The following is a 22,500-nucleotide window of genomic DNA, read 5'->3' on the forward strand; positions in this document are numbered from 1 at the left end:
CAAGACTATTTTGATATCTTCATTAGAATACAACACTGAGCGTAATAAGCTTAATATTCCAGAATATGGAAGACATATTCAAAAACTAGTTGAACACTGTAAATCATTACCCTCAAAAGAAGAGCGTAATAAAATGGCACATGCCATAATTGGTGTAATGGGTAATTTAAATCCACACTTAAGAGACGTACCAGATTTTCAACATAAACTATGGGATCAATTATTCATCATTGCAGACTTTGATCTAGATGTTGAATCACCATACCCTATACCAGATAAGGAAGAGCTAGAGGCACGCCCAGAAAGAATGTCATATCCACAAAAACGACCTAAATATCGTTTCTATGGGAATAATATTCAGAATATGATTGATGTTGCCGTAAGTTGGGAAAAAGGAGAAAAACGTGAAGCCTTGACCTTCATTATTGCCAATCATATGAAAAAGTCTTTTCTTAACTGGAATAAAGACAGTGTAGATGATTCAGTAATATTTGGTCACCTTTATGAAATGAGTGACGGAGCTATAAACCTGGCTGCAAAAGATGAAGATTTACTAGAATCTAAATCTCTTATTTACCGTAATACCAATTCTAATAGAAGTCGTAATAACAATCACAGACGAAATAACGGTAAAAAGAATAATCGTAATAACCAGCGACGTCGTAGATAAGCAATTATTAAGATATATAGTTTACAAAAAAGCTCTAATAACTAGATTATTAGAGCTTTTTACTTTAATAATTCTTTTGCTTGTTGTTTCCAGTTATCTCTTTTAATCCTACCAGGAAAAAAAGCTATTAATTCAGTTATTTCCTTCTCTTGATCATCAGTCATTGAGGCAAGTTGTTCAAACTGGAAAATGCCGATGCTGTTCAATTTATTCTCTATGGCTGGACCTATTCCTGTGATTTTCTTTAAGTCATCAGCATTTTGAGCGTTTCCTTTCCCGAGTGGGAAATCTTGAAAACTATTAGTATCGTCAGTACTCAGTCTAGGATCAATCAATTCTCCAGTTCTATCCCTAGTTTGTCTAGCTCTTATTTGTCCTGGTTGTATGTAATCCGTTAACTCTTCCGTATCTAGCATATTAGATTGATCAAACTTTTTACTGGAAGATTTTTTAGGTGGCTCTTTGATGGAAGAGGCACTACGTCCAATAAGGTATGCGCCTAGTAGTATTAGGAATAAAACTAATACCACTATGAACTCATTCTGAAAAATTTCCATTGTATCCTATTTTGAACTTATAATCAATTTAATACCACTAGCTGCCATGCCGTTTTCAAATGGAATAGAAGCAACATGAGGACGAACAAGTATCCTATCACGAGATATTCCTGTACTTCTTAATAGTCTGGCAATGTAATTACCTCGATTTTCAGCAGCGTTTGTTACCTCATTTTCATCTTGATAACTGTGAATGGTGACAATATTAGTCGGGTACTTTTCTAGTAGTTCTTTTACAGTTACACCGTAGCGACTACAATTAAACGGTAATTTAATCTTGGCTTGGTTGTAATACATATTGACTTGTGAACCACAATCAAATGCTACAGAATCATCTGGATTAATAATTTTAAAGTCAATATCGTAATCTAAATTTCTTACATTGTTAATCACTTCATCTCTAACTCCTGATACTCTATTATCAATAGAAACGTCTTCTTTATTTGTTGTTGAAATACTATCGGAAACTTTAATGGAATTATCTATTAAACTATCGGTTTGTAGTATTTCTGTATTTGAAGTTTCTGTAAAACTCCTTTCTTGCTCAAGTTGTAGATTTTTGTTAGACGTATCTTCTTTATTATCAACAAATTTTGTGGTTGTGTAGATATAATAAAATAAGGTACAGCACACAGCGCTATACAGCAAGAAGAGTAGGGGATTTTGAAAAGATTTGTTCACAGGAACTAAATATTTGTTAAATATAGTAACTGTTTTTAAACTCTTTTGGTTTTTGCTATAAAAACTTAGCTTTAAGTTCTGGTGTTGGAATCATGCAACTTTCTTTTTTACCGAACCATTGATATCGATTTGAGGCAATCCAGTCATAAACTGCGTTGGATATAAATCTGGGAACGATTCTTAGAATAGCGAGTGCTGGCCACAGTCCAGATAATTGTTGAGCAATGCGTAGTGCTGCTCCCGCTTTCGCGAAAGCGTTATTATCATCAACCAAAATGATAGAATCGGTTTTTTCTGGATCTATTTGATGTTTTCTCAATAACTTTTCTCCTATCTCACTTTGCAAGGCCGCAAATCTAAAAACATCTTTTTTATCGCGCTTAATAATAAAGACAACAGCACCATTACACAGGTTGCAAACACCATCAAATAAAATGATTTTCTTGTCTTGCATTATTTTACCTTCTCTAATTTTTCTAGGTCTACTTGAGTAGTGAACAATCCATAATTCACGATAGCTTTACCTTTTTCAATACTATCAATCGTACCAACAGATTTTGAATCGAGTAGCCTTACTTTGTCATTAAGTTTAAGTTCCACCTTAGGTTGTGGTGGTGTCACATTGTTTACTCGTTCTTTTACTTTTTGACTTCTTATTTTTTGAACCTTTTGAATAACTTCATTTTCAATCTGTTTATCTCTAGATTTTTGAGTTTTGTTTGCTGGTTTTTTCTTTTGAGCAGGGCGATGTTTTACATTTTCTGTAATCACCAGTTTCATAAGTTCTTCCTGCAGTTTCTTTTTCTTTTTATCTTTATTAAAAGTTGCAGCAAGTTGATCAAATTTTTTACCTAATTGAATAAAACGCTGGTAATTATCATACAATTCTTGAAAGTCCTGAAGTTTTTGCTGTACTCTTTCTTGAGTAACTTCCAGTTTATTAGCCTTTTTGGTAGCTTCGATCTCTTTGTCCCTTAAATTCTCATTATTACGTCTTAAATGAGAACGTTCTTTTTGCAGGGCTGCAATGGACTTATCAAAGCGTATTTTACCTCGTTCGACTTTCTTTTTAGCTTTATTAATTAAACTATAAGGAATACCATTCTTTTGCGCCACCTCAAATGTGAACGAGCTACCTGCTTCACCCATTTGCAGTTGATAAACAGGTTGCAAGGATCGAGAGTCAAACAACATATTGGCATTGTTCATTTCTGGAACCTCATTTGCCAGCATTTTTAGATTAGTATAGTGTGTCGTAATGATTCCATAGGAAGAACGGCTGTGTAATTCTTCTAACATACTTTCAGCTAGTGCTCCTCCTAACTCTGGATCTGATCCTGTACCAAATTCATCTATGAGGAATAAGGTGTTTTCATCGGCTGTTTTTAAAAAACCACGCATGTTCTTAAGTCGATAGCTGTAAGTACTCAAGTGGTTGTCTATACTTTGATTATCTCCTATATCAGAAAGTATTTTCTTGAATAGGCAAACTCTGCTTTTTTCATGAACGGGTATCAACATTCCTGTTTGAATCATTACTTGTAATAATCCTACTGTTTTTAATGTGATAGATTTACCACCAGCATTAGGTCCAGAAATTACTATGATACGATTATCCTTATCTAATTTTATAGTTTGTGGATAGGTCTTTTCTCCACGAGCCTGATTTGCAACCAACAACAAAGGGTGGTAGGCATCAACCAGTTCTAACTCACGATGATTGACCATCATGGGTAAAATGCCTTGTATTTTTTGGGCATATCTTGCCTTACCACTTATAATATCAGTATGAATTAAATAATCTCTATAGGTTTCAAAATCTGGGATAAAAGGCCTTAAGAAGTCGGTAAGTTCTTTAAGAATACGTTTAATTTCGTCCTTTTCTTCTATCTCGAGCTCTGCAAGTTGTCTACTTAGATTTAATACGCGTTCTGGTTCTATATAGGCAATGCTACCCGTTTTAGAACTACCCATTACTTTACCCTTTACCTTACGACGGTACATAGCTCTAACTGCTAGAACCCTGCGGTTTTCCATAACGGTTTCCTTAATGTCATCTAGATATCCTAGCTGACCATAATGGGCTAGCGCTTGTCCAAAACTTCCATTCAATTGTCCACGCACGGCATTCATAGAACGTCTAATGTTCCTTAAATCTGGTGACGCATCATCTTTAATTTCGCCATATTTATCAATAACATCATCCACACGAGCAGGAATCAGTTCGTTATAGGGTATACCTTCTAATCGTTCACTTAAAGACGGGAAATGCTCAACCGTTTTTCTAAAAAACTTATGATGCTCATTAATCGTTTTGGGTAACGAGGCTAGTTTGCGTACACCTTCTTTCTCTAGCGTACTGTTTTCTATACCTAGAAGTTGTAATTCTCGTTCAATAGGATCAAATCCATGATTTGGAATTTGATATTCACTAGAGTAGGACGCCACATACTCATTAGTGTGGTTTAAAGCAGTAAGCACTGCATTTTTATTTACATGTGGTTTTTGAAGTAAGGCTTGTTCCTTACCGTCATCGGTCACACAATTTGCTGCCAGCTGTTTTAAAACTGACGGAAATTCTAAATCTTCTAGTGTTTTCTGTGATATCTTACTCATAAATCCTTAGACAAAAATACGCTGCTCGCCATACTTAAGTCGGGATTTTTGATAAAATTATCATTACTCGTGATGGTAGGGCTCATTACGTAGAATGGTAAACGCTCGATAAATTTGTTCTACAGCAAATAATCGTACCATTTGATGTGAAAAGGTCATGGCGCTCAAGGATAGTTTAGATTGACTTCGTTCATACACTTCTTGAGAAAAACCATAGGGTCCACCTATGACAAAGACCAAACGTTTTAATCCAGAAACACTACGTTTATTTATTAATTGAGCAAACTGACTACTGGTATAGCTTTTTCCTTTTTCATCCAATAAGGTGACAAAATCGCTCTTGTCAATCTTATTCAATATCAACTTTCCTTCTTCATTTTTTTGGTGTTCGATACTCATATTTTTTGTGTTTTTGAGATCTGGTATAACTTCCATTTCAAAATTCACATAGTGTTGTAGGCGTTTTTGATACACGTCTATCAAATCTGCAATACGATTATCATCGGTTTTACCGACGGCAAGGAGCGTAATTTTCATAGTGCAAAAGTAAGGAGGTAGCTTCATATTCGTCACAATGTTTCTAAAACCGTATTTTTGAACTTTAAACCATATTATGAATTATAATAGTCAGGAATTTCAAGACGAACTCACACGTATTATTACCAATGCTTTGCGTGAGGATGTAGGTGATGGTGATCACTCAAGTCTATCCTGTATTCCAAGTACTGCAACTGGCAAGGCTCGTTTACTCGTAAAGGATAATGGTGTAATTGCTGGTCTCGCTTTCGCGAAAGCGGTATTTCAACAAGTAGATCCCGATTTACAAGTAGAATTTTTAATGAAAGACGGTGATACTGTTAAGTATGGTGATGAAGCATTCTATGTATCGGGTTCATCACAGTCTATTCTAAAGGCCGAAAGACTAGTGCTTAACGCCATGCAAAGAATGAGTGCCATCGCTACAAAAACCAGAAAATTTGTAGATGTTCTTAAGGGAACAAATACCAAAATCCTGGATACTAGAAAAACCACTCCTGGAATAAGAGCTCTTGAAAAATGGGCAGTTGATATAGGTGGTGGCGTTAATCATAGATTTGGTCTCTACGATATGATCATGTTAAAGGATAATCATATTGATTTTGCTGGTGGAGTAGTAGAAGCTATTGAAAAAACTAAACAATACCTAATAGATACCAAGAAAGATCTTAAGATTATTGTTGAAGCCAGAAGTCTAGAAGAAATTGAAAAAATCTTAAGTGTTGATGGTGTATATCGTATTTTAATTGATAATTTTAATTACGAAAACACTAAAAAGGCTGTAGCCCTTATAGGCGACAAATGTTTAACTGAGAGCAGTGGTGGAATAACCCTGGATACTGCAAAAAACTATGCAGATTGTGGAGTTGATTTTATCTCTAGTGGTTCACTTACTCACAGCGTTTATAATATGGATTTGAGCCTGAAAGCAATGCATGAGTAAAAAGGTTAAAATAGTTCAACGCTTTCCCTTTTTAAAGAAACTGATTGATAAGGCAGATTCTATACATCTTCCTGGTTTTGAAGGAATGACTGCGTGGGATTTATGGGAAACCTATGCCGAAGGAATAACTAATGGAGCTTTTAGCGCACGTGCTAGTTCTATTAGTTATAGTTTTTTTATGGCCATTTTTCCTTTTGTACTATTTATCCTTAACCTGATACCCTTTGTACCTATTAATAATTTTCAAGAAGACGTAATTAGATTTTTGAATGATTTATTGCCTTATCAAGCAGCTGGTGCTTTTGATGGAATTTTTACCGAAATCGCTTTAAAGGAAAATACAGGCTTATTGACGATAGCTTTTTTCTCTTCCCTAATTTTTATGACAAACGGAGTAAATGCCATTTTTGATGGATTTGAGCGCAGTTATCATTCGGTTTTGAATCGAGGTTTCTTCAGGCAATATGCAGTCTCCTTACTGGTTTCTATCATGCTTGTGTTGTTTTTATTTGTAGGTGTTGTTTTAACCATTGCAGTGGAATATTTTTTAAGTGAATTACAAGCTAGGGAATACGTATCAGAAAGTAGCAGTAGTGTGTGGTTACAACTTATTAGATATGCAACCTTAATATTCATGCTGTATGTTTTTATAGCAACTTTATACTATGCTGGTACTAAAACTGGTAGACAAACCAGGTTCTTTTCAATAGGCGCAACGGTAACTACAGTTTTGATTCTCGCGGCCTCTTATTTATATGGTATCTATCTAGAAAACTTTGCTACCTACAACGAAATTTATGGTTCGATAGGAGCTGTAATTATTTTAATGGTTTACATCTGGTTGAATTCCAATCTTTTACTGGTTGGTTTTGAATTAAATGCATCTCTAAGATCGTTAAAGGCACGGAATTTGAATAACACTTAGTATATTGTAACACATTAAACAACATACAATGAAAAAATACATTTTTATTTTAGCTGCGGCTTTCATGACCTTTACTACTCAAGCACAACAAACTGTAGAAGGAGTTGAAGTAGAAGGTTCTCTTTCTAAGTACGGTAAGGAACTTACCTTAAACGGTGCTGGTTTAAGAGAAAAAGTGTTTATCGACCTTTATGTAGGTGGACTTTATGTAACTGAAAAAAGCGATGACGGTGAGACACTTACAAGTTCTGATCAATCAATGGCAATCACATTAGATATCGTGAGTAAGTTAGTAACTCAAGATAACATGATAAGTTCTATAGAAGAAGGTTTTGAGAATAGTTGTTCTAGTAAGGAATACAAAGCCCTTTCAGGTAAAATTGAAAAATTTATCGCTCTCTTTAATGAAGAAATCGTAAAAGGTGATGAGTTTGTATTGTTTTACATTCCAGGTGAAGGAACTAAAGTGTCAAAAAATGGTAAAGAGCTAGGCACCATTCCAGGATTAGACTTTAAAAAAGGACTATTTGGAATCTGGTTAGGTGATTATCCAGCAGATGAAGAGTTAAAAGAAGGTTTATTAGGATTGTAATCCATCAACCTTATTGTATATTCCAGCTGTCTCTATTTGAGACAGCTTTTTTTATTTAAAAAATTAAAACTATGAAATACGCATTTGTACTATTGTTATCACTAACGAGCTTTTTCAATGTCTTGCAAGTAAATGCTCAAGAAAAAGATATTACTGGAACTTGGAAAACGATAGACGATAAAACAGGAATCGTCAAATCCCATGTAGAAATCTATAAAAAAGGTAATAAGTATTATGGCAAAGTAGTAAAGATTCTTGATCCAGATGCTCCTGCTAAACCATTGTGTGAGAATTGTGACGGTGACTTAAAAGACGCACCTATCATTGGATTAGAGATATTAAAGAGTTTTGAAAAGGAGGATGATGAATATGAAGATGGTACTATCCTAGATCCAGAAAATGGAAAAACCTATAAAGCAAAACTTTGGCTAGATGAAGAGGATGAGAACAAACTAAATGTGCGTGGTTACATTTTATTCTTATATAGAACTCAAACTTGGGAAAGACTCTAGGAGGCAATTTTCTCATATAAATTCTGGAGCTTTTCAAGATCGCCTGTATTCTCTATATGTTCTTTACAGTCGTGCATGAGAAGCTCTGCTTGCTTATGAATACTCTTATAATAATCTTCCTTAGAAGCTGGATTTTGAAGCAATTGTTCATACATGGACATCATTTTCAAGGAAACTATTACATCATTTCTAGAATAAGTACGCAGCGCTGCACAAGTAGTATAAATAAGCTCTTCAAAAGAAACCGTTTTTATTTCAATTAACTCCTTGTCGTCTTCAATTAATAGTTCTAGATCTGGTTTATTCATTCTTACACAAAAAAGCTGTGTAAGATAATTGATGGCATTAATAGCAGTTCCTGGATCATTAATTCCAGGAGACATAGCTTTTACCGCAATTTCTGTAATTTGCTTAAAACCTAAAACATAATTGTCACTTACCAATTCAGGTTCTCTAAATAAAAAATACTCCTGAATCTCGTCAGTAACTTTTTCGCCTATTTCTTTATTAATTTTAAACAAGGGACTATTAGCGAGTAGGTAAGTACCTTTTATCTGTAAAAGCTTAATCTTGATATCTTGCTCTTTAGCTATCTTTTTGAGACCCGAAATACTAATATTTTGCAGCGTACCGCTGTTTTTTGCTTTAAATGTGATCCAATCATCGGTGTTAGAAAATGAACCATCCTTGTAATTAGAATCGATTACTTTATTCAAACGTTTTAATGCTTTGGAAAACACATTTTTCAAAATATTATTTATCTGAATATTAGAAGAAATGTTATGAATAAAAAATACGAATGCCGCAAGCGAAATAATAGCTGCTGTTAAGCCTAGTAAAACACTTAAAATAGGAATAGTCTGATTTTGTGTAGGTTCATCAATCCCAATTAAAGTAATAATGTTGTATAATATACTTCCTAAAAAAGCTCCTAGTATCAATTGATGCTTTCTATTTGAGATCAAACTAGGTAATACACGCGGAGAATAATTTGCCGCAGCCTGACTGAGTAGAAGCATCACCATGTTAAAGGTGAAAACTAGCATACTTATTCCACCAGCTATTAAGGTAGTAAGTAAATTACGAGCTGTATCAACATCAGTTATTTCTAATCCAGGAAACCATTCTATCAATTGTTTAGAAGCATCTACCGTTTCAATATATTTCATGAAGAAAGCCAGAAAAATAGCCAGAATAGAATAAAAGGTAGGATAGAAGGCTATACTACCGGTCAAAATATTATAAAACGAATTAACCTTGGTAAATAATTTTTTCATGTGATTATAAATGTAGGTCGGTTTTAGGTTAAGCTAGGTTAATGCTATGCTAATGCATATTATATTTCACAAATAATTAATACCTTGCTACCACACAAAGAAATTATGGGCGATTCTACAACACTTAAAAAAGACTTACTTAACCAACTTATCTTGATGGCTCATCGAGACGGAAAATTAGATAGTAAAGAAATCTCTTTTGTCCTTAATGTAGGTAAAAGACTAGGATTTGAAGAAGTTGATGTTGTAGACATGATTAAAAATCCATCTGCTCAAATTGAAAAACCTCCTAAGGATTTTACACAACGCATTGTACATTTTCATCGTCTTATGATCATGATGTATATTGATGGTCACGTCGATGATAAAGAATTACAATTTTTATATGAACTAGGTCTTACTTATGGCTTTAGAAAGTCGACGATTGACACCTTACTTAGAATGATGGAACGCTATCCAAATGGTGACATTCCTGCTAGTGAACTCATAGAAATACACTCAAGAGACTATAACTAATGCCACAATGGCATTTTAAAACAGCCTGAAACTGTCTTTTTGTCTTATTTTTCAATTGGTATTCAATTTGCCTATCACAGGTCAAATAAGTTGAATAAATAAAAAATTGAAATATGACACTTACAAAAAGAACTAACAACTGGTTACCATCTTTAATTGATGAAATGTTTAATCAAGATTTTAATGGTGGTAGTATTATTAATGAAAAGCCATTCATTCCTGCTGTTAATGTAATTGAAGCAGATAATGCTTTCTCACTAGAAATGAGTATTCCTGGATTTAAAAAGGAAGATGTAAACATTGAAATCGATCAGGATGTCTTGACAATTGAATCGGAAGTTGAAACTTCAAAAGAAGAAAAAACAGAACAATTCACTCGTAAGGAGTTTTCTAAAAAATCTTTTAAGCGCAGTTTTAATTTACCAGAAACAGTAAATCAAGATCGCATTGAAGCTAATTATGAAAACGGTATTCTTACTATAAGTTTACCTAAAAAAGAGGAAGCCTTACCACAGCCTAAAAGAATGATTACTTTAAAGTAATCAAATCAAGATGTAGCTTAAAGCCAGCAGTATTGCTGGTTTTTTTTTTAACATAGAACTAGCATCAGTTTAACGTCTAGTTGGGTGAACCTAGAATACACGCCAACTATCTTTAACCTAAAACAAGAATATGAGTAGTAGTGATATACTTTATAGCAAAATAACCAGCGCACAAGACTTTAAAAATAGAATAGTGATGGCACCAATGACTCGTAGTCGTGCTACCGAGGATCACATTCCTACACCTATAATGGCTGCCTATTACGGCGAAAGAGCATCTGCAGGTTTATTGATTACTGAAGGAACATCTCCATCTCCTAATGGAGTAGGCTATGCAAGGATACCTGGAATTTATAACGATCAACAAATTGATGCATGGCGTGCCGTGACTAAGGCAGTGCATGCTAATGGAGGAAAAATATTTTTGCAAATCATGCACACAGGACGTGTGTCTCATCCAGATAACATGCCCAATGATGCAAAAATTGTAGCGCCTAGTGCTATCGCTCCAGAAAACACAAAAATGTGGGTAGATGGCAAGGGCGAGCTAGAAATACCAGTACCTAATGAAATGTCGTCAAGCGATATAGAACAAGTAATTGAAGAGTTTGTTCAGGCTGCTCAAAATGCTATCGCTGCCGATTTTGACGGTGTAGAAATTCACGGAGCAAATGGGTATTTACTAGAACAGTTTTTTAATCCAGCCTCTAATAAACGAGAGGACGAGTACGGCGGTAGTGTTAAAAACCGAAGTAAGGTAATTCTTGAAATTGCCAAACGAACCGTAGCTGCTATAGGTGCAGATCGTGTAGGAGTGCGTTTAAGTCCTAATGGTGCCATGAATGATGTAGGTCCTTGGGAATCTCAAAAACAAGACTTTGAATACCTGGTATCACAATTCAATTCTTTGAATCTACTTTACCTTCATTTACTCGATCATCAGGCAATGGGAGCAAATCCTCTACCTGAAGATATACGAACAAGCCTGCAATCTAAATTTGAGGGAATCAATATTCTTTGTGGTGGATACGATAAGTCTACTGCCATTAAGGATCTTTCTAATGAAAAAGCCGATATGATTGCCTTTGGACGTCCATTTGTTGCAAATCCCGATTTGGTGGAACGATTTAAACAGGATGCCGATTTGAATGAGGTTGATCAGGATACTCTTTATACTCCAGGGAAAGAAGGTTATCTAGATTATCCTAAAATGGAGCCTATATCCTAATTATTGATTTTATTTTTGCGCTTTCGCGAAAGCGTAAATCCTTTAAACATTTTTATGAAAGTACAAGCATATGGTGCTCACGCATCAGATAAAGATTTAGAACCTTTAACTATAGAACGACGTGAATTACTTAGTAATGACGTTAAAATTAAAATCATTTATTGTGGTGTATGCCACAGCGATATTCACGCCAAAAATAACGACTGGGGTAACGCAAAATATCCTATCGTACCTGGCCATGAGATCATAGGAAGAGTAGAAGAAGTAGGTGTTGAAGTAAGTAAATACAAAGCAGGTGATCTAGTAGGAGTAGGCTGTATGGTGGATAGTTGTCAAGAATGTTCTCAATGTAATGATGATATGGAACATTTTTGTGAAAACGGTAGCACAAGTACCTACAATAGTAAGGATAAACACTTGGGTGGACACACCTTTGGCGGTTACTCTACTCACATTGTTGTAAGGGAGGAATTTGTATTGAGTGTTTCAGAGAAATTGGATACTAAAGCAGTGGCACCACTACTTTGTGCTGGAATTACTACCTATTCTCCTTTGCGTCATTGGAATGTAAAGAAAGGAGATAAAGTAGGTGTTGTAGGATTAGGTGGATTAGGGCACATGGGAATTAAGTTTGCTCATGCTCTAGGCGCCGAGACCTATATGATTACCACTTCACCAGAAAAAGCACAAGATGCAAAACGATTAGGTGCCGATGGTGTTATTATATCAAAGGACGAGGAGGACATGAAAAAACATTTTGGGACCTTTGATTTTATTCTAAACACTATTCCCGTAGGTCACGATTTAAATCCGTACTTACAACTGCTTAAACCAGACGGTACAGTATGTTTAGTAGGTGCCATAGAACCGCTAGAACCTTTCCACGGTGGTAACCTTATTTTAAGACGTAAACGTATTGTAGGTAGCTTAATAGGAGGAATTGCGGAGACTCAAGAAATGCTTGATTTCTGTGCAGAACACAATATTACTAGCGATGTTGAAATGATTGATATCAATGAAATAAATACTGCTTTTGAACGCGTTCAAAAAAATGATGTCAAATATCGTTTTGTTATTGATATGGCATCACTTAATTAATCTTTTGCATGGCAGTAATACGCTGCAGCAGGCTAGGATGTGAATATTGAAACCACACTACAGCCGGATGCGGTGTTAAATTACTTAAACTAGTTTTAGTTAGCGTCTTTAATCCTGTGATTAAAGGCGCTGCTTTATAAGTACGCACTGCATAAGCATCGGCTTGATATTCAAATTTGCGCGAAAGGATGTTCATAAAAATACTTGTAATCATAGATATAGGTGAATACAGCAAGAAAAAGGCTACTAGTCCTATGTGAAATGATGAATTTGAAACACCCAATGCTTGTGCCATCAAATCGCTGTCCACCACAAGAGAAAATAAATATAGAGTAAATCCTGTGGTAAGCGTACCAGCTAGTAGGTTGTATAAAATATGTTTTTTCTTATAGTGACCAACCTCGTGTGCAAGAACAGCCACTATTTCTTCTTCAGTTAATTGATCAATTAACGTATCGTATAAGGTCACCCGTTTTTCACTTCCAAAACCACTGAAATAAGCATTGGCCTTGGTACTTCTTTTGCTACCATCAATCACAAAGATTTTAGTAAGTTCAAAACCTACTTGGTTGGCATATTCAGATATTTTATCTCTTAAACTACCTTGTTCCAAAGGTGCCTGTTTATTGAATATAGGAACGATCAATCGGGCGTAAAACATATTAAGTAATATACTCACGATAAAAATGACGATCCACGCGTACCACCAAAAATTTGAATCTGCCCAATTGTAAATAAGAATAAGAACAGTAAGTAATCCACCACCTAGAATTAGTGTCATAAACCAGCCTTTTATCTTGTCCAGAAAAAATAGTTTTTTTGTGGTTTTATTAAAGCCATATTTTTCTTCAATAACAAAAGTACTGTAATAGGATAGAGGAGTAGTAAGTAAATCACTAGCCATAAACAACACGCCAAAAAATAACAAACTAACCACGGTTTCATTATTGGTAATACTACGACACCATTGATCTACTAGGGCAAATCCATCTAGAAATATAAATACCAAAATACCAACAATAGAAATGAAACTATTTAACGTACCAAATTTGAAGCGCTCCTTTTTATAAGCTTGTGACTTCTCGTATTCCTCTTGTTTATAAACATCGGACAGGACTGCTGGTATAGGTTTTGAATACCAAGTATAATTAAGAAAGGACAAAACCTCATTCAGTAAAAAGTCAAATACTAGAATACCGATTATGCAATAAAATAAAACTGTTGGAGTCATGATTAAAAATCTCTTTGACGTTTTGCTTCAAATAATAAAATGGCAGCACTTACTGATACGTTCATACTATCAATCTCACCACTCATAGGAATGATGATGTTTGCCTTGGCTGCATCTCTCATTTCGTCTGTAAGTCCAGTAGCTTCAGTTCCTACAGCAATAGCGCTGGAATTCTTAAAACTGGCTGTATGATATGGAATACTAGTTTGTAAAGTAGCAGCGTATAGATCAATCTCTTTCATTCTTAAAAATTCACAAATCTCACTAGTGCTAGTACTTGCAATTGGTACAGTGAGCGCACAACCTACACTAGATCGTATAACGTTGGGATTATACAGGTCACATTTAGGATCTGCTAGTAGAACAGCATCAACCGCAGCGGCATCTGCTGTGCGCAGTAAAGCGCCTAAGTTTCCCGGTTTTTCAATAGATTGAGCAACAAGGACAAGGGCATTGTTTGGTAAGTTAAGATCAGTAAGCTGTAATGTTTTCGCTTTCGCGAAAGCGATACAACCTTCAGTACCGCTGCGATAAGCTAGCTTTTCATAAACCTCAATACTTACGCTTATTAGTTCTACATCCTTACTCACGCCAAGTTGAGCCTGTACAAATTCCTTGGAAACTTGTTCTTGCTGGTTAAATATTTCAGGACACACCAATAGAGTTTGTAGCTGATAACCACCTTTAATGGCAAGTGTGATTTCACGAGCACCTTCTATAAGAAACAGCTGTTCCTTTTTACGTGCTTTGCTTTTACGCTGCAGCTGTTCTGCCTGACGTATCAACGCGTTGTGTGGACTAGTAATGTGCTTCATAAAAGTAGAATGTATGCAAAAATAAGAGATTGTAACTAGCTGTGTGACTACTCAAACGTTTAAGCATAAACTTTTGTCAACAACCGCATGTATTTAAAACCCGTGCTAGTGGTTTTATGTACCTTTACTACAAATTAAAGCCTATGAATTTTCACACTCGTAAATGGATTAAACCAGAAGATTTAAACCCTAACGGAACCTTATTTGGTGGTAGATTACTAGAATGGATTGATGAAGAGGCTGCTCTCTATGCAATCATTCAGCTCGAAAATCAAAAGGTAGTCACTAAGTTTATGAGTGAAATTAATTTTACGGCAAGTGCTCAACCAGGTGACATCATTGAGATAGGTCTAGAGGTTAACAAATTTGGTCGTACTTCTATAGACCTTAAATGTGAGGTACGTAATAAAATGACTAGGGAAACCATTATTACAATTGAAAATATTGTTCTAGTTAATTTAGGTGAAGACGGTTCACCAAAACCTCATGGAAAAACCAAAATTGAATACGTTAAGGATCGTTTAAAAGCTTAATTACTCCAATTTTTTAATAATCTTACAAGGATTTCCCATAGCTAGTACATTACTGGGAATATCCCTATTGACTGCACTACCGGCGCCTATGGTAACGTTATCACCTGTAGTAACACCAGGAAAAATAACGCTATTACCACCTATCCATACATTATTACCAATTACGACAGGTTGGGTAGTGGTGATGTAAGTACTATTTGAACTGTTTGATTTTATACGATCCGATGCTTTAAGAGGATGTGTAGCTGTATAAATTTGAACATAAGGTGCTATTAAAACATTATCACCTATTTAAATACGATTATCATCTAGAAACATACAATTGGTATTCACAAAGGTATTTTTACCGATAGAAATGTTTTCGCCATAATCACAGTAAAATGGAAATTCAATCCAAACACCAGGATATTTGTTTCCTAGTAGCTCGCTGAGTAATTCAGCCTTTTCTTCGATCAAACGAGGATTTAATGTATTGATTTTACTAAGTAATTCACAAGCCTTAAAATATCGTTCTAATAATTCAGGATCCTGCGAGTTATAAGGTAATCCCGAGAGCATTTTCTCTTTTTCTGTCATAGCCTTGTACTGTTTTTTAATGAGAAACTACTTTCAATCCTACAATTGATGCAATTAAGGTGGTCAAAAATAGCAGTCGTAAAAAGGTAACAGGTTCTTTAAAAACAAATATTCCCACTAGCACGGTTCCCACAGCACCTATACCAGTCCAAACGGCGTAGGCAGTACCTATGGGCAAACTTTGAGTTGCTTTAATAAGCAATCCCATGCTTACACATAATGCCACGAGAAATCCAGCGTACCACATATACATTAAGGTTCCAGATGATTCTTTGGCTTTACCTAAACAAAATGCAAAGGCCACTTCAAATAATCCTGCGATGATTAAAATTATCCATTTCATTTATTAAAAATACGATAGATTCCGAACAGGTTGTAGATTAAAGTAATCTAATAATGAGAAGAATCATAAAAGAAAATACGATTCTAATAATATTCATAGGATCTTGTTACCGTGTGTTGCAAACCATCCTCTGAATCAAAATATTCTCGCTTTAAAAAATTGCCGAATTCATCAGTTCCAGATTCGGTTACTTTGGATTTTTTAAAGGGTAAACGTGTACTGTCATTACTTACCTTCATTTCTACAAGTTGATTGTCTCGATAAGAAAAAACTACTTTGGAGTACAAGCTATTATTCATATCGTTCCATTTTTTACCAGTAGTCGTAGAGGAAAGGATTTTGTAATCTTTATCCCAAGTATGAATTGTCTTTAGCTCATACTTAGTTGTAATAGATTTAGTGTAAATGTGTAATGTACTATCATTGACTAGTACTTCTTTTTTGATTTTAGAAACCTGTCCGTCATCCACGGCGATAGTTTTAGAGTTTCGCTCCGTATTACTAACCTTTTCAAAGTAGGTTATTTCACCTAGTGCTAGAGAATCTTGCTCTACATACCTATAGTTATAATGATCAATATGAGTAACAAAACCTTCTTCATTAAAGTGGTAAGTATCTTCAAAAGAAGTACTTGTAGCATGATTTAAAGAATGTTCAGTATAACTTTTAATAGAACCCTTTAAATTATTACGTTTCAAGTCATTAGGGAAATTAAAAACGGATGTTTTTAGAGAAGCTATTACCAAGCATATAGAACAAAATACAAGATTCAATTTCATAGTTCACCTAATTAATACATCGTATTTGAATGGGCCAATTGATCCGGTATTTGTTGGATAGCATCCCAGTGTTCACAAATCTTACCATCCTTATCAAATCTAAAAAAATCCATAGTCACGTACTCATCATTACCAGGCCATACTTGATGCGTATGTAAAGCAACCAGATCATGCTGACCTATACAACGTGCAAATTCAATAGTTTTATTAGGATACTCTTGTTGCATTCTTTCAAAATATTCAATAAAACCTTGGATACCGTCAACCACATGTGGATTGTGCTGTATGTAAGTATCGCCTACATAAAGTTCCACAGCTTTACTCGGATTGCCTAGATAAGCCATTTTATAAAAAGCGATAGCGTTTTCTTTATTTTTCTCAATATCCATAATAGTAATTAAATCTAAAGATAAGCAAAGTACAACACCTGGCATCTGGCAATTGTATCTGCCTAACGCGACATCTCAATAAAAAAGTAGGAGTGAAGTGATGTTCTATATCGCTATTGCGAAAGCGTAATACAAAGCAATAATGCCTGCTGATAATAACCAATTACAGAAGAAATGACTGCTGGACGACATGATTCTAAGTTAGCTACGGACATTTCTTTTTAAGACTTTCAATTTTGATTATTTTATATCTTATCTATTTATGAACCACGTTAATCATCAACTACAAGTCGATCTGGAGAGCAAGGTAGCTCCTGTTACGTCCATTTTTTGCTTAGTTTAGTCTCTTTTGTTTCCACAAGCTACGCATAATTTAGCTTTTGATGTTCTATATGGTTTTCCACAGTTTTCACAATCTGGACCAAACAAAGCTATAGCATGATGCATAATTACATTAGGTTCAGTTTCTCCAAAACCGGTTAAATCATTATAATAATCTAACAACTCTTTAAAACGTTCTTGCCTGCCTTCTCTCAGGGTTTTAAAACCTTTTGTATATAATTTAGAAGCAATAACATATTCTTTTTCATTTAACATGGGAACTTCCATTTTGCATCTCCAACAGTATTTAATTTCCATGAACTCTACAAGTAACTTAAATAATCGTATTTCTTTCTAATCCAATTCAATTTTATTCAAATATCAAGAATGAGTTTATGTTCGTAATTTGGATAATAATATAAAACATGAGTAATGTTTAGAAATAACTTTGCCATTTGAGGACTCTGTCTAAAATACTTAGATTTAACTTTCTTACAAACAGCTTTTGATTAGTTTACTGGTTTTATTTGTACTACAAACGACCTACAAACTTTATTTTAATAGAATATAATTAGATTTTAGGATAACGAATTCAACGGTTTTAGTTCAATTAATTATAATTTAAAGACTCTTTATATAGATTAGTTATCGATTGAGAAATCGAAATACTTAAAATTACAAATCCTAAGAAAAAATAAAACCCATGTTGTAATTCAGAATTATTTGTTGTCAAAATATTTAAGCTCTTAGATATTTTTTCCAATTGATTAAGTTGACTAGAGATAATTCCTGTAAAGCCTATATAGGACATGAATATTGCAACAACCATCACATCTGCCATTGACCATTTTCCACTTTTGAATACTAAAAATGAAATCATTTTGTTATTCACTAACTGCCCATGGAACATCAATCCTAAACTAGAAATTATTTTTAATAAAGGGAAAATAATGCTAAAAGTCACGACTAAGATTCCTACGACTGTGACCTCGAATTTTTCTTGAGAAAGCATTAATTTCGACATTTCTACAATACTTTTACTTTTGAAATACAATACTTGGTCTTTAAAAGATATTGTTTCTCCAATAAGCTCAAATTCCATTATGCCTATTCTTGCATCAATATCAATCATTGGAAGAAGCACCCCTAAGAGCAAAAATTGAAGTGCAGTAATTATAAATATTATGAAATTAAAAGTTGAATGCTCCTTTGACAATAAAGTATATAACAGTATTACCATGTAACAAATGAAAGTAACTACAAGAAATGAATTAATTTGTTTGTTATAATTCCTTATCGAATTTTTTATAATTATTGAACAATCATTTTTGTTATCAGTTCTGTATTTTGATAATATTAAATTGAATTGTTCGTAGTCTACCTTTTGAAAGGTACTATTTCTATACTTATCTAATTGTAAAAGAATATAATCTTTAATACTTTCTCGATTTTCTTCTTTTTCTAAAAAATTAATTATTTGGTCCGTAATCTCAGGAACATGTTGTTTTAGTCTTCCAAAAATATTAAAAACATCTGCACCAATATTTTCATAGGATATGCCAAAAAAAGAATTTTCTCTATTCTGCCTCTTATATGAGATCTCAAAATTTTCGATTACCTCATAAAGCAGTTTTTTAATTTTCTTTTCAGCTACTTCTCTATCTTTTCCTTTTAAATTCAATTCCTCTAGTCTGTTTATAATGATTGTGGCCAATTGGTCTTTCCATTTATCAACATTGAACAAACCATATTTAATATCTGATAATTCTATTAAGTCTTTTTTTAAAGATCGCTTGAAGTTTTCTAGATTGTACAAATTATAAGAAGAAATGCTCGTAAATATAAAAAGCAAGCACAAAGTTATTTTTAATAAGTAATGTTTCATTTTAGCTTAAGAAAGTTTAAAAATACTGTGGAGTGAACTACACATTTAACTAGCATTTATTTCTTAATAACTGGACAAATACCAACTCTCATTTCGTTTAACTAATTTCATTGTTCTTTTATAATCAGCGTTTAGTCCAAATAAAAATTCTATTTCTGCTTTCTTTTCTTTAATTATTGGAGTCCCAATAATTCGACCATATTTAAAATTTTGCATAAACTCATCTTTTTCCTCTACTGGATACGCTGAAATGTATGCAATTTTGTCAACCTTGTTATCATTTTCATCATAAGGATCAACAAGAAAGATTGTTTGATTATAGTTACCGTATTTAGCTATTTCAAATAACTTTTCAAGAACTGTTTTTGGGCTTTCTTGCCATTCAAAAGTTTTATGAAGAACATCAAGTTTATTTTTAAGGTTAATAATATCTAAACGATAATTATAAATTATCCTTGATTTTTTTTCAAGTTCAGCAATTTGAGCTCGTTTTGTAGAAGAGGAACGTCCTATTTTAAAAGAATAAACATCATCAAATTCGGTCGAGAGTTTTTTGGATTGCTCATCGATGTTAGCCAAAATTTTATCTAGGTCAGATTTTTTCCTTTCAATTCCTGAAATAACTTTTTGGTTATGAATTAATCGTTCTTCTTCCGACAACTGATTACAAGAAAAGAATGAGACTGCAAAAATCAGAAGTAGTATTTTTTTTTTCATATAGTTTTGTTTATATAATTAAATTGTTTTGTAACTTAATATGTATGATTTATAACCTAAATCATAAATACATGCCATTCAGAAAATCTGCTTGTATTTTCAGAATTATACAGAAACCAGCAATTGCTTAGTTAAAGTTATATTTCGTTTTTAGATTTCTTTAATTCCAATATTTTTAAAATATTGCCAGGTATAATCATAAAATTCACTTGGTCTGGTATGGTCTTTAAATGAGCCATTTGGTATATAAATTATCATACCTTGTCTGGCTCTGGTTAATAAAACTCTATATGTATTTTTTAAGTACTCTTTGCTTTTTTCTTTATTAATTTTCATCCACTTAGTACCCTTAAAATTTTGATATTCCCAAGTATTATCTTTTAAGTAGAAGTTTGCTCCCCAAGCTAAACAAGACCAATCTATTTCTAAGCCCTGAATATCAAATTCAGTTGCTACTTCTTCTAAAAAATAAGAAGATCTAATATCTTTTTTTCCGTTTAGAAACCAATTTGGTGCGGATATTTCGTTTTTAACATCAATTCCCAAAGGTCTTAGTCTACGAGCCCCAGAAGAGGCTATTAAACCTGTTCTTTCAGTTCCTTTAGCATTATTTCTAATCCAACTTTTGGCTACAGATAAATCTCTTGTGAGTAATATCGGAAAGTCATTATAAATTTCAGAATATAGATGTTTTGCTTTATCAATATTTAATTCCAGTAATTCGTGTACAAAAGCTGAAAGTTTTTCGGACCTAAATGATCTTAAAGAAACGGATAAATGTAATTCTCTTTCGGAATTGGCATTTTCCAATAACCAGGTTCTTTGCTCATTTGTTCTTATATAGTTATTACTTTCTATAATTAAATTTGAATAATGTATATTCCAGTTTTTGAAATTTCGCTGAAATGAGTTAATCCATTCTTCAAGACCGGCTTCACCGGTATTTATTTCTTTTCCACCACCTATTAAGCAAACAATGGTACACCAATCCTTGTGTCTATTCATAACATCAACTAAGAATTCAGGCTCAGACATATCGAAATTTTCTTCGCCTCTTTTCCTTTTCATAAAAGAGCTTACTTGTTTTTTATTCCAAGCACGTTGTGCTTCGTCGAAAACAACTACTTTTTCAAACGCTTCAAATTGATGTTTTAAATATTCATCTCTAAAATGATGAATGTTTTGTATAAAAGCATTTGTTTTTCTTTTAGCATTTTCTTTTTTGATAGGTGTCCCATTAATTTTAGAATTGAACACTATGTCTCTGGCTAGTGCTTCTCTTAAAACATCTACCAAAGGCCCGTTCCCTGACAAAAATACTGCGTGTTCATCTTCATCAGCATTCATTCTCTCATTGGTAATGTTTAATCCTGCTAATGTTTTACCTGAACCAGGAACACCAGTTACAAAACAAATTGTCTTTTTATTTTTAGATTTAGAATCTTCTATAATTCTATTTAGACAGTTGGCTGTTTTTGATAAATTTATAGCTCCTGCATCAGACCTAGATATATCTTCAACATTATGACCTTTATAAAGAGCTTGTGCAGCTTCTACTATAGTTGGAGTAGGTTTATATAGTGACATTTCCCAGTTTACACAATCGATTATTTTCGTTCTATTCTTTGTAAACTTATTTATGCTATAGGCTAAATTGCTTTTATTTGATTTAACTACTTCAGTGTGATCCAAAACATTCTTAATATTACAATCATTATCAGCACCTTTAGTTTCTAATAATACAGGCACTAATCTTGCATTATGACTGCCTTCATGGAAATTTTTTAAATCTAATGTGTAATCTAATACTTGTAGTTGTGCATAATTTTCATAATCTGTTTCTCCAACTTTAAATTCTATAACAAAAATTGAATCCTTAATAATTACAATATTATCGACACGTTTTCCCATTCGAGGAATTGCAAATTCAAAGTAGATTTCACCTTCTAAACCAGATAGTTGATCTTTTAAAATTTCGATTTGTTTAACCCATGCATTTTTTTGTAGGTCTTCTAATTGTCTATTGGAATGATTCAAGCTTAATTTTCCTAGGATTGAATTTTTATCTTCCGTTATAAATTCAAATATTGAGTTATTATAATAGGATCTATTCATTAAAAGTATATGGTATTTATTACAGTATGAATGATAACGAATACAACAAGTTCAAACAATACACTTTGAATTCTATAGTGTGTCTTAGCTTTATTGTAGCCT

27 protein-coding genes are annotated in these 22,500 nt (G+C 33.6%); 10 read left to right on the forward strand and 17 right to left on the reverse strand.

Going from position 1 to position 22,500, the window contains the following annotated elements:
- The first annotated feature begins 10 nt into the window (after nt 1-10).
- Complete coding sequence (locus tag HCN53_RS03110; RefSeq protein WP_167341988.1) at nt 11-670, forward strand: DUF4290 domain-containing protein; 660 nt, start codon at nt 11-13, stop codon at nt 668-670.
- A gap of 59 nt (nt 671-729) precedes the next feature.
- On the opposite strand, the gene HCN53_RS03115 is transcribed toward HCN53_RS03110, so the two are convergent.
- The 5 genes from HCN53_RS03115 to rlmH all read right to left on the reverse strand — a co-directional run bounded on the left by HCN53_RS03115 (nt 730) and on the right by rlmH (nt 5,061).
- Nucleotides 730-1,227, reverse strand: coding sequence for a hypothetical protein (locus HCN53_RS03115; protein ID WP_167341989.1), 498 nt, complete (start codon nt 1,225-1,227; stop codon nt 730-732).
- A 6-nt stretch (nt 1,228-1,233) separates the two neighbouring features.
- Nucleotides 1,234-1,908 (reverse strand): hypothetical protein, encoded by a 675-nt coding sequence (locus HCN53_RS03120; protein ID WP_167341990.1) that lies wholly within the window; start codon nt 1,906-1,908, stop codon nt 1,234-1,236.
- A gap of 55 nt (nt 1,909-1,963) precedes the next feature.
- Nucleotides 1,964-2,362, reverse strand: coding sequence for a thiol-disulfide oxidoreductase DCC family protein (locus HCN53_RS03125; protein ID WP_105019010.1), 399 nt, complete (start codon nt 2,360-2,362; stop codon nt 1,964-1,966).
- The gene (locus tag HCN53_RS03130; RefSeq protein ID WP_167341991.1) at nt 2,362-4,524 is read right to left on the reverse strand and encodes an endonuclease MutS2; all 2,163 of its coding nucleotides are present in this window, start codon (nt 4,522-4,524) and stop codon (nt 2,362-2,364) included. The genes HCN53_RS03125 and HCN53_RS03130 overlap by 1 nt, the downstream gene beginning before the upstream one ends.
- Nucleotides 4,525-4,587: 63 nt before the next feature.
- Complete coding sequence (gene rlmH / locus HCN53_RS03135; RefSeq protein WP_167341992.1) at nt 4,588-5,061, reverse strand: 23S rRNA (pseudouridine(1915)-N(3))-methyltransferase RlmH; 474 nt, start codon at nt 5,059-5,061, stop codon at nt 4,588-4,590.
- Between the two features lie 76 nt (nt 5,062-5,137).
- Between rlmH and nadC the strand changes: the two genes are divergently transcribed.
- From nadC to HCN53_RS03155, 4 genes are all read left to right on the forward strand, one after another.
- Complete coding sequence (nadC, locus tag HCN53_RS03140; protein WP_167341993.1) at nt 5,138-6,004, forward strand: carboxylating nicotinate-nucleotide diphosphorylase; 867 nt, start codon at nt 5,138-5,140, stop codon at nt 6,002-6,004.
- Nucleotides 5,997-6,929, forward strand: coding sequence for a YihY/virulence factor BrkB family protein (locus HCN53_RS03145; RefSeq protein WP_167341994.1), 933 nt, complete (start codon nt 5,997-5,999; stop codon nt 6,927-6,929). Before nadC ends, HCN53_RS03145 begins: the two co-directional genes overlap by 8 nt.
- Nucleotides 6,930-6,957: 28 nt before the next feature.
- Nucleotides 6,958-7,521 carry a chalcone isomerase family protein gene (locus tag HCN53_RS03150; protein ID WP_167341995.1) on the forward strand — a complete coding sequence of 188 codons (564 nt, stop codon included), beginning with the start codon at nt 6,958-6,960 and terminating at the stop codon, nt 7,519-7,521.
- 71 nt (nt 7,522-7,592) lie between these two features.
- Nucleotides 7,593-8,033 carry a DUF2147 domain-containing protein gene (locus HCN53_RS03155; protein ID WP_167341996.1) on the forward strand — a complete coding sequence of 147 codons (441 nt, stop codon included), beginning with the start codon at nt 7,593-7,595 and terminating at the stop codon, nt 8,031-8,033.
- Here the strand turns inward: HCN53_RS03155 and HCN53_RS03160 are convergent.
- Nucleotides 8,030-9,310: a DUF2254 domain-containing protein gene (locus tag HCN53_RS03160; protein WP_167341997.1), complete on the reverse strand. Its 1,281-nt coding sequence runs from the start codon at nt 9,308-9,310 to the stop codon at nt 8,030-8,032. The genes HCN53_RS03155 and HCN53_RS03160 overlap by 4 nt on opposite strands.
- A 105-nt stretch (nt 9,311-9,415) precedes the next feature.
- Here HCN53_RS03160 and HCN53_RS03165 point away from each other — a divergent pair, with 105 nt between their 5' ends.
- The 4 genes from HCN53_RS03165 to HCN53_RS03180 all read left to right on the forward strand — a co-directional run bounded on the left by HCN53_RS03165 (nt 9,416) and on the right by HCN53_RS03180 (nt 12,694).
- Nucleotides 9,416-9,826, forward strand: a complete 411-nt coding sequence (locus tag HCN53_RS03165) for a TerB family tellurite resistance protein (RefSeq protein WP_060522481.1) — start codon at nt 9,416-9,418, stop codon at nt 9,824-9,826.
- 113 nt (nt 9,827-9,939) lie between these two features.
- Nucleotides 9,940-10,368 (forward strand): Hsp20/alpha crystallin family protein, encoded by a 429-nt coding sequence (locus HCN53_RS03170; protein WP_167341998.1) that lies wholly within the window; start codon nt 9,940-9,942, stop codon nt 10,366-10,368.
- A gap of 130 nt (nt 10,369-10,498) precedes the next feature.
- Nucleotides 10,499-11,596, forward strand: coding sequence for an alkene reductase (locus HCN53_RS03175; RefSeq protein ID WP_167341999.1), 1,098 nt, complete (start codon nt 10,499-10,501; stop codon nt 11,594-11,596).
- Between the two features lie 54 nt (nt 11,597-11,650).
- Nucleotides 11,651-12,694, forward strand: coding sequence for an NAD(P)-dependent alcohol dehydrogenase (locus HCN53_RS03180; RefSeq protein WP_167342000.1), 1,044 nt, complete (start codon nt 11,651-11,653; stop codon nt 12,692-12,694).
- Here HCN53_RS03180 and HCN53_RS03185 read toward each other — a convergent pair.
- Together HCN53_RS03185 and HCN53_RS03190 are read right to left on the reverse strand one after the other, a co-directional pair.
- Complete coding sequence (locus tag HCN53_RS03185; RefSeq protein ID WP_167342001.1) at nt 12,687-13,925, reverse strand: M48 family metallopeptidase; 1,239 nt, start codon at nt 13,923-13,925, stop codon at nt 12,687-12,689. The two genes, HCN53_RS03180 and HCN53_RS03185, sit on opposite strands and share 8 nt — an antisense overlap.
- A 2-nt stretch (nt 13,926-13,927) precedes the next feature.
- Complete coding sequence (locus HCN53_RS03190; RefSeq protein ID WP_167342002.1) at nt 13,928-14,740, reverse strand: TrmH family RNA methyltransferase; 813 nt, start codon at nt 14,738-14,740, stop codon at nt 13,928-13,930.
- 143 nt (nt 14,741-14,883) lie between these two features.
- Here HCN53_RS03190 and HCN53_RS03195 point away from each other — a divergent pair, with 143 nt between their 5' ends.
- Nucleotides 14,884-15,273, forward strand: coding sequence for an acyl-CoA thioesterase (locus tag HCN53_RS03195; RefSeq protein ID WP_042280216.1), 390 nt, complete (start codon nt 14,884-14,886; stop codon nt 15,271-15,273).
- On the opposite strand, the gene HCN53_RS13150 is transcribed toward HCN53_RS03195, so the two are convergent.
- The 9 genes from HCN53_RS13150 to HCN53_RS03235 all read right to left on the reverse strand — a co-directional run bounded on the left by HCN53_RS13150 (nt 15,274) and on the right by HCN53_RS03235 (nt 22,398).
- The gene (locus HCN53_RS13150) at nt 15,274-15,564 is read right to left on the reverse strand and encodes a DapH/DapD/GlmU-related protein (RefSeq protein WP_317168813.1); all 291 of its coding nucleotides are present in this window, start codon (nt 15,562-15,564) and stop codon (nt 15,274-15,276) included.
- On the reverse strand, nt 15,565-15,849 hold the full coding sequence (locus HCN53_RS13065) for a maltose acetyltransferase domain-containing protein (RefSeq protein ID WP_240919381.1): 285 nt from the start codon (nt 15,847-15,849) through the stop codon (nt 15,565-15,567).
- A gap of 16 nt (nt 15,850-15,865) precedes the next feature.
- Nucleotides 15,866-16,192, reverse strand: a complete 327-nt coding sequence (locus HCN53_RS03205; RefSeq protein WP_167342003.1) for a DMT family transporter — start codon at nt 16,190-16,192, stop codon at nt 15,866-15,868.
- An 83-nt stretch (nt 16,193-16,275) separates the two neighbouring features.
- Entirely contained in the window at nt 16,276-16,971 is a 696-nt protein-coding gene (locus HCN53_RS03210) for a hypothetical protein (RefSeq protein WP_167342004.1), read from the reverse strand.
- A gap of 11 nt (nt 16,972-16,982) precedes the next feature.
- Complete coding sequence (locus tag HCN53_RS03215) at nt 16,983-17,360, reverse strand: nuclear transport factor 2 family protein (protein WP_105019024.1); 378 nt, start codon at nt 17,358-17,360, stop codon at nt 16,983-16,985.
- Between the two features lie 339 nt (nt 17,361-17,699).
- Nucleotides 17,700-17,957, reverse strand: a complete 258-nt coding sequence (locus tag HCN53_RS03220; RefSeq protein ID WP_240919382.1) for a hypothetical protein — start codon at nt 17,955-17,957, stop codon at nt 17,700-17,702.
- A 334-nt stretch (nt 17,958-18,291) separates the two neighbouring features.
- Entirely contained in the window at nt 18,292-19,566 is a 1,275-nt protein-coding gene (locus HCN53_RS03225; protein WP_167342006.1) for a paraquat-inducible protein A, read from the reverse strand.
- Nucleotides 19,567-19,629: 63 nt separating this feature from the next.
- A complete protein-coding gene (locus HCN53_RS03230) occupies nt 19,630-20,283 on the reverse strand; it encodes a hypothetical protein (protein ID WP_167342007.1) in 654 nt (217 codons plus the stop codon).
- Nucleotides 20,284-20,433: 150 nt separating this feature from the next.
- Nucleotides 20,434-22,398: a DUF2075 domain-containing protein gene (locus HCN53_RS03235; RefSeq protein WP_167342008.1), complete on the reverse strand. Its 1,965-nt coding sequence runs from the start codon at nt 22,396-22,398 to the stop codon at nt 20,434-20,436.
- Nucleotides 22,399-22,500 lie beyond the last annotated feature (102 nt).

This window comes from Nonlabens sp. SY33080 (genome assembly GCF_011784885.1).
Taxonomy (GTDB): Bacteria; Bacteroidota; Bacteroidia; order Flavobacteriales; family Flavobacteriaceae; genus Nonlabens; species Nonlabens tegetincola.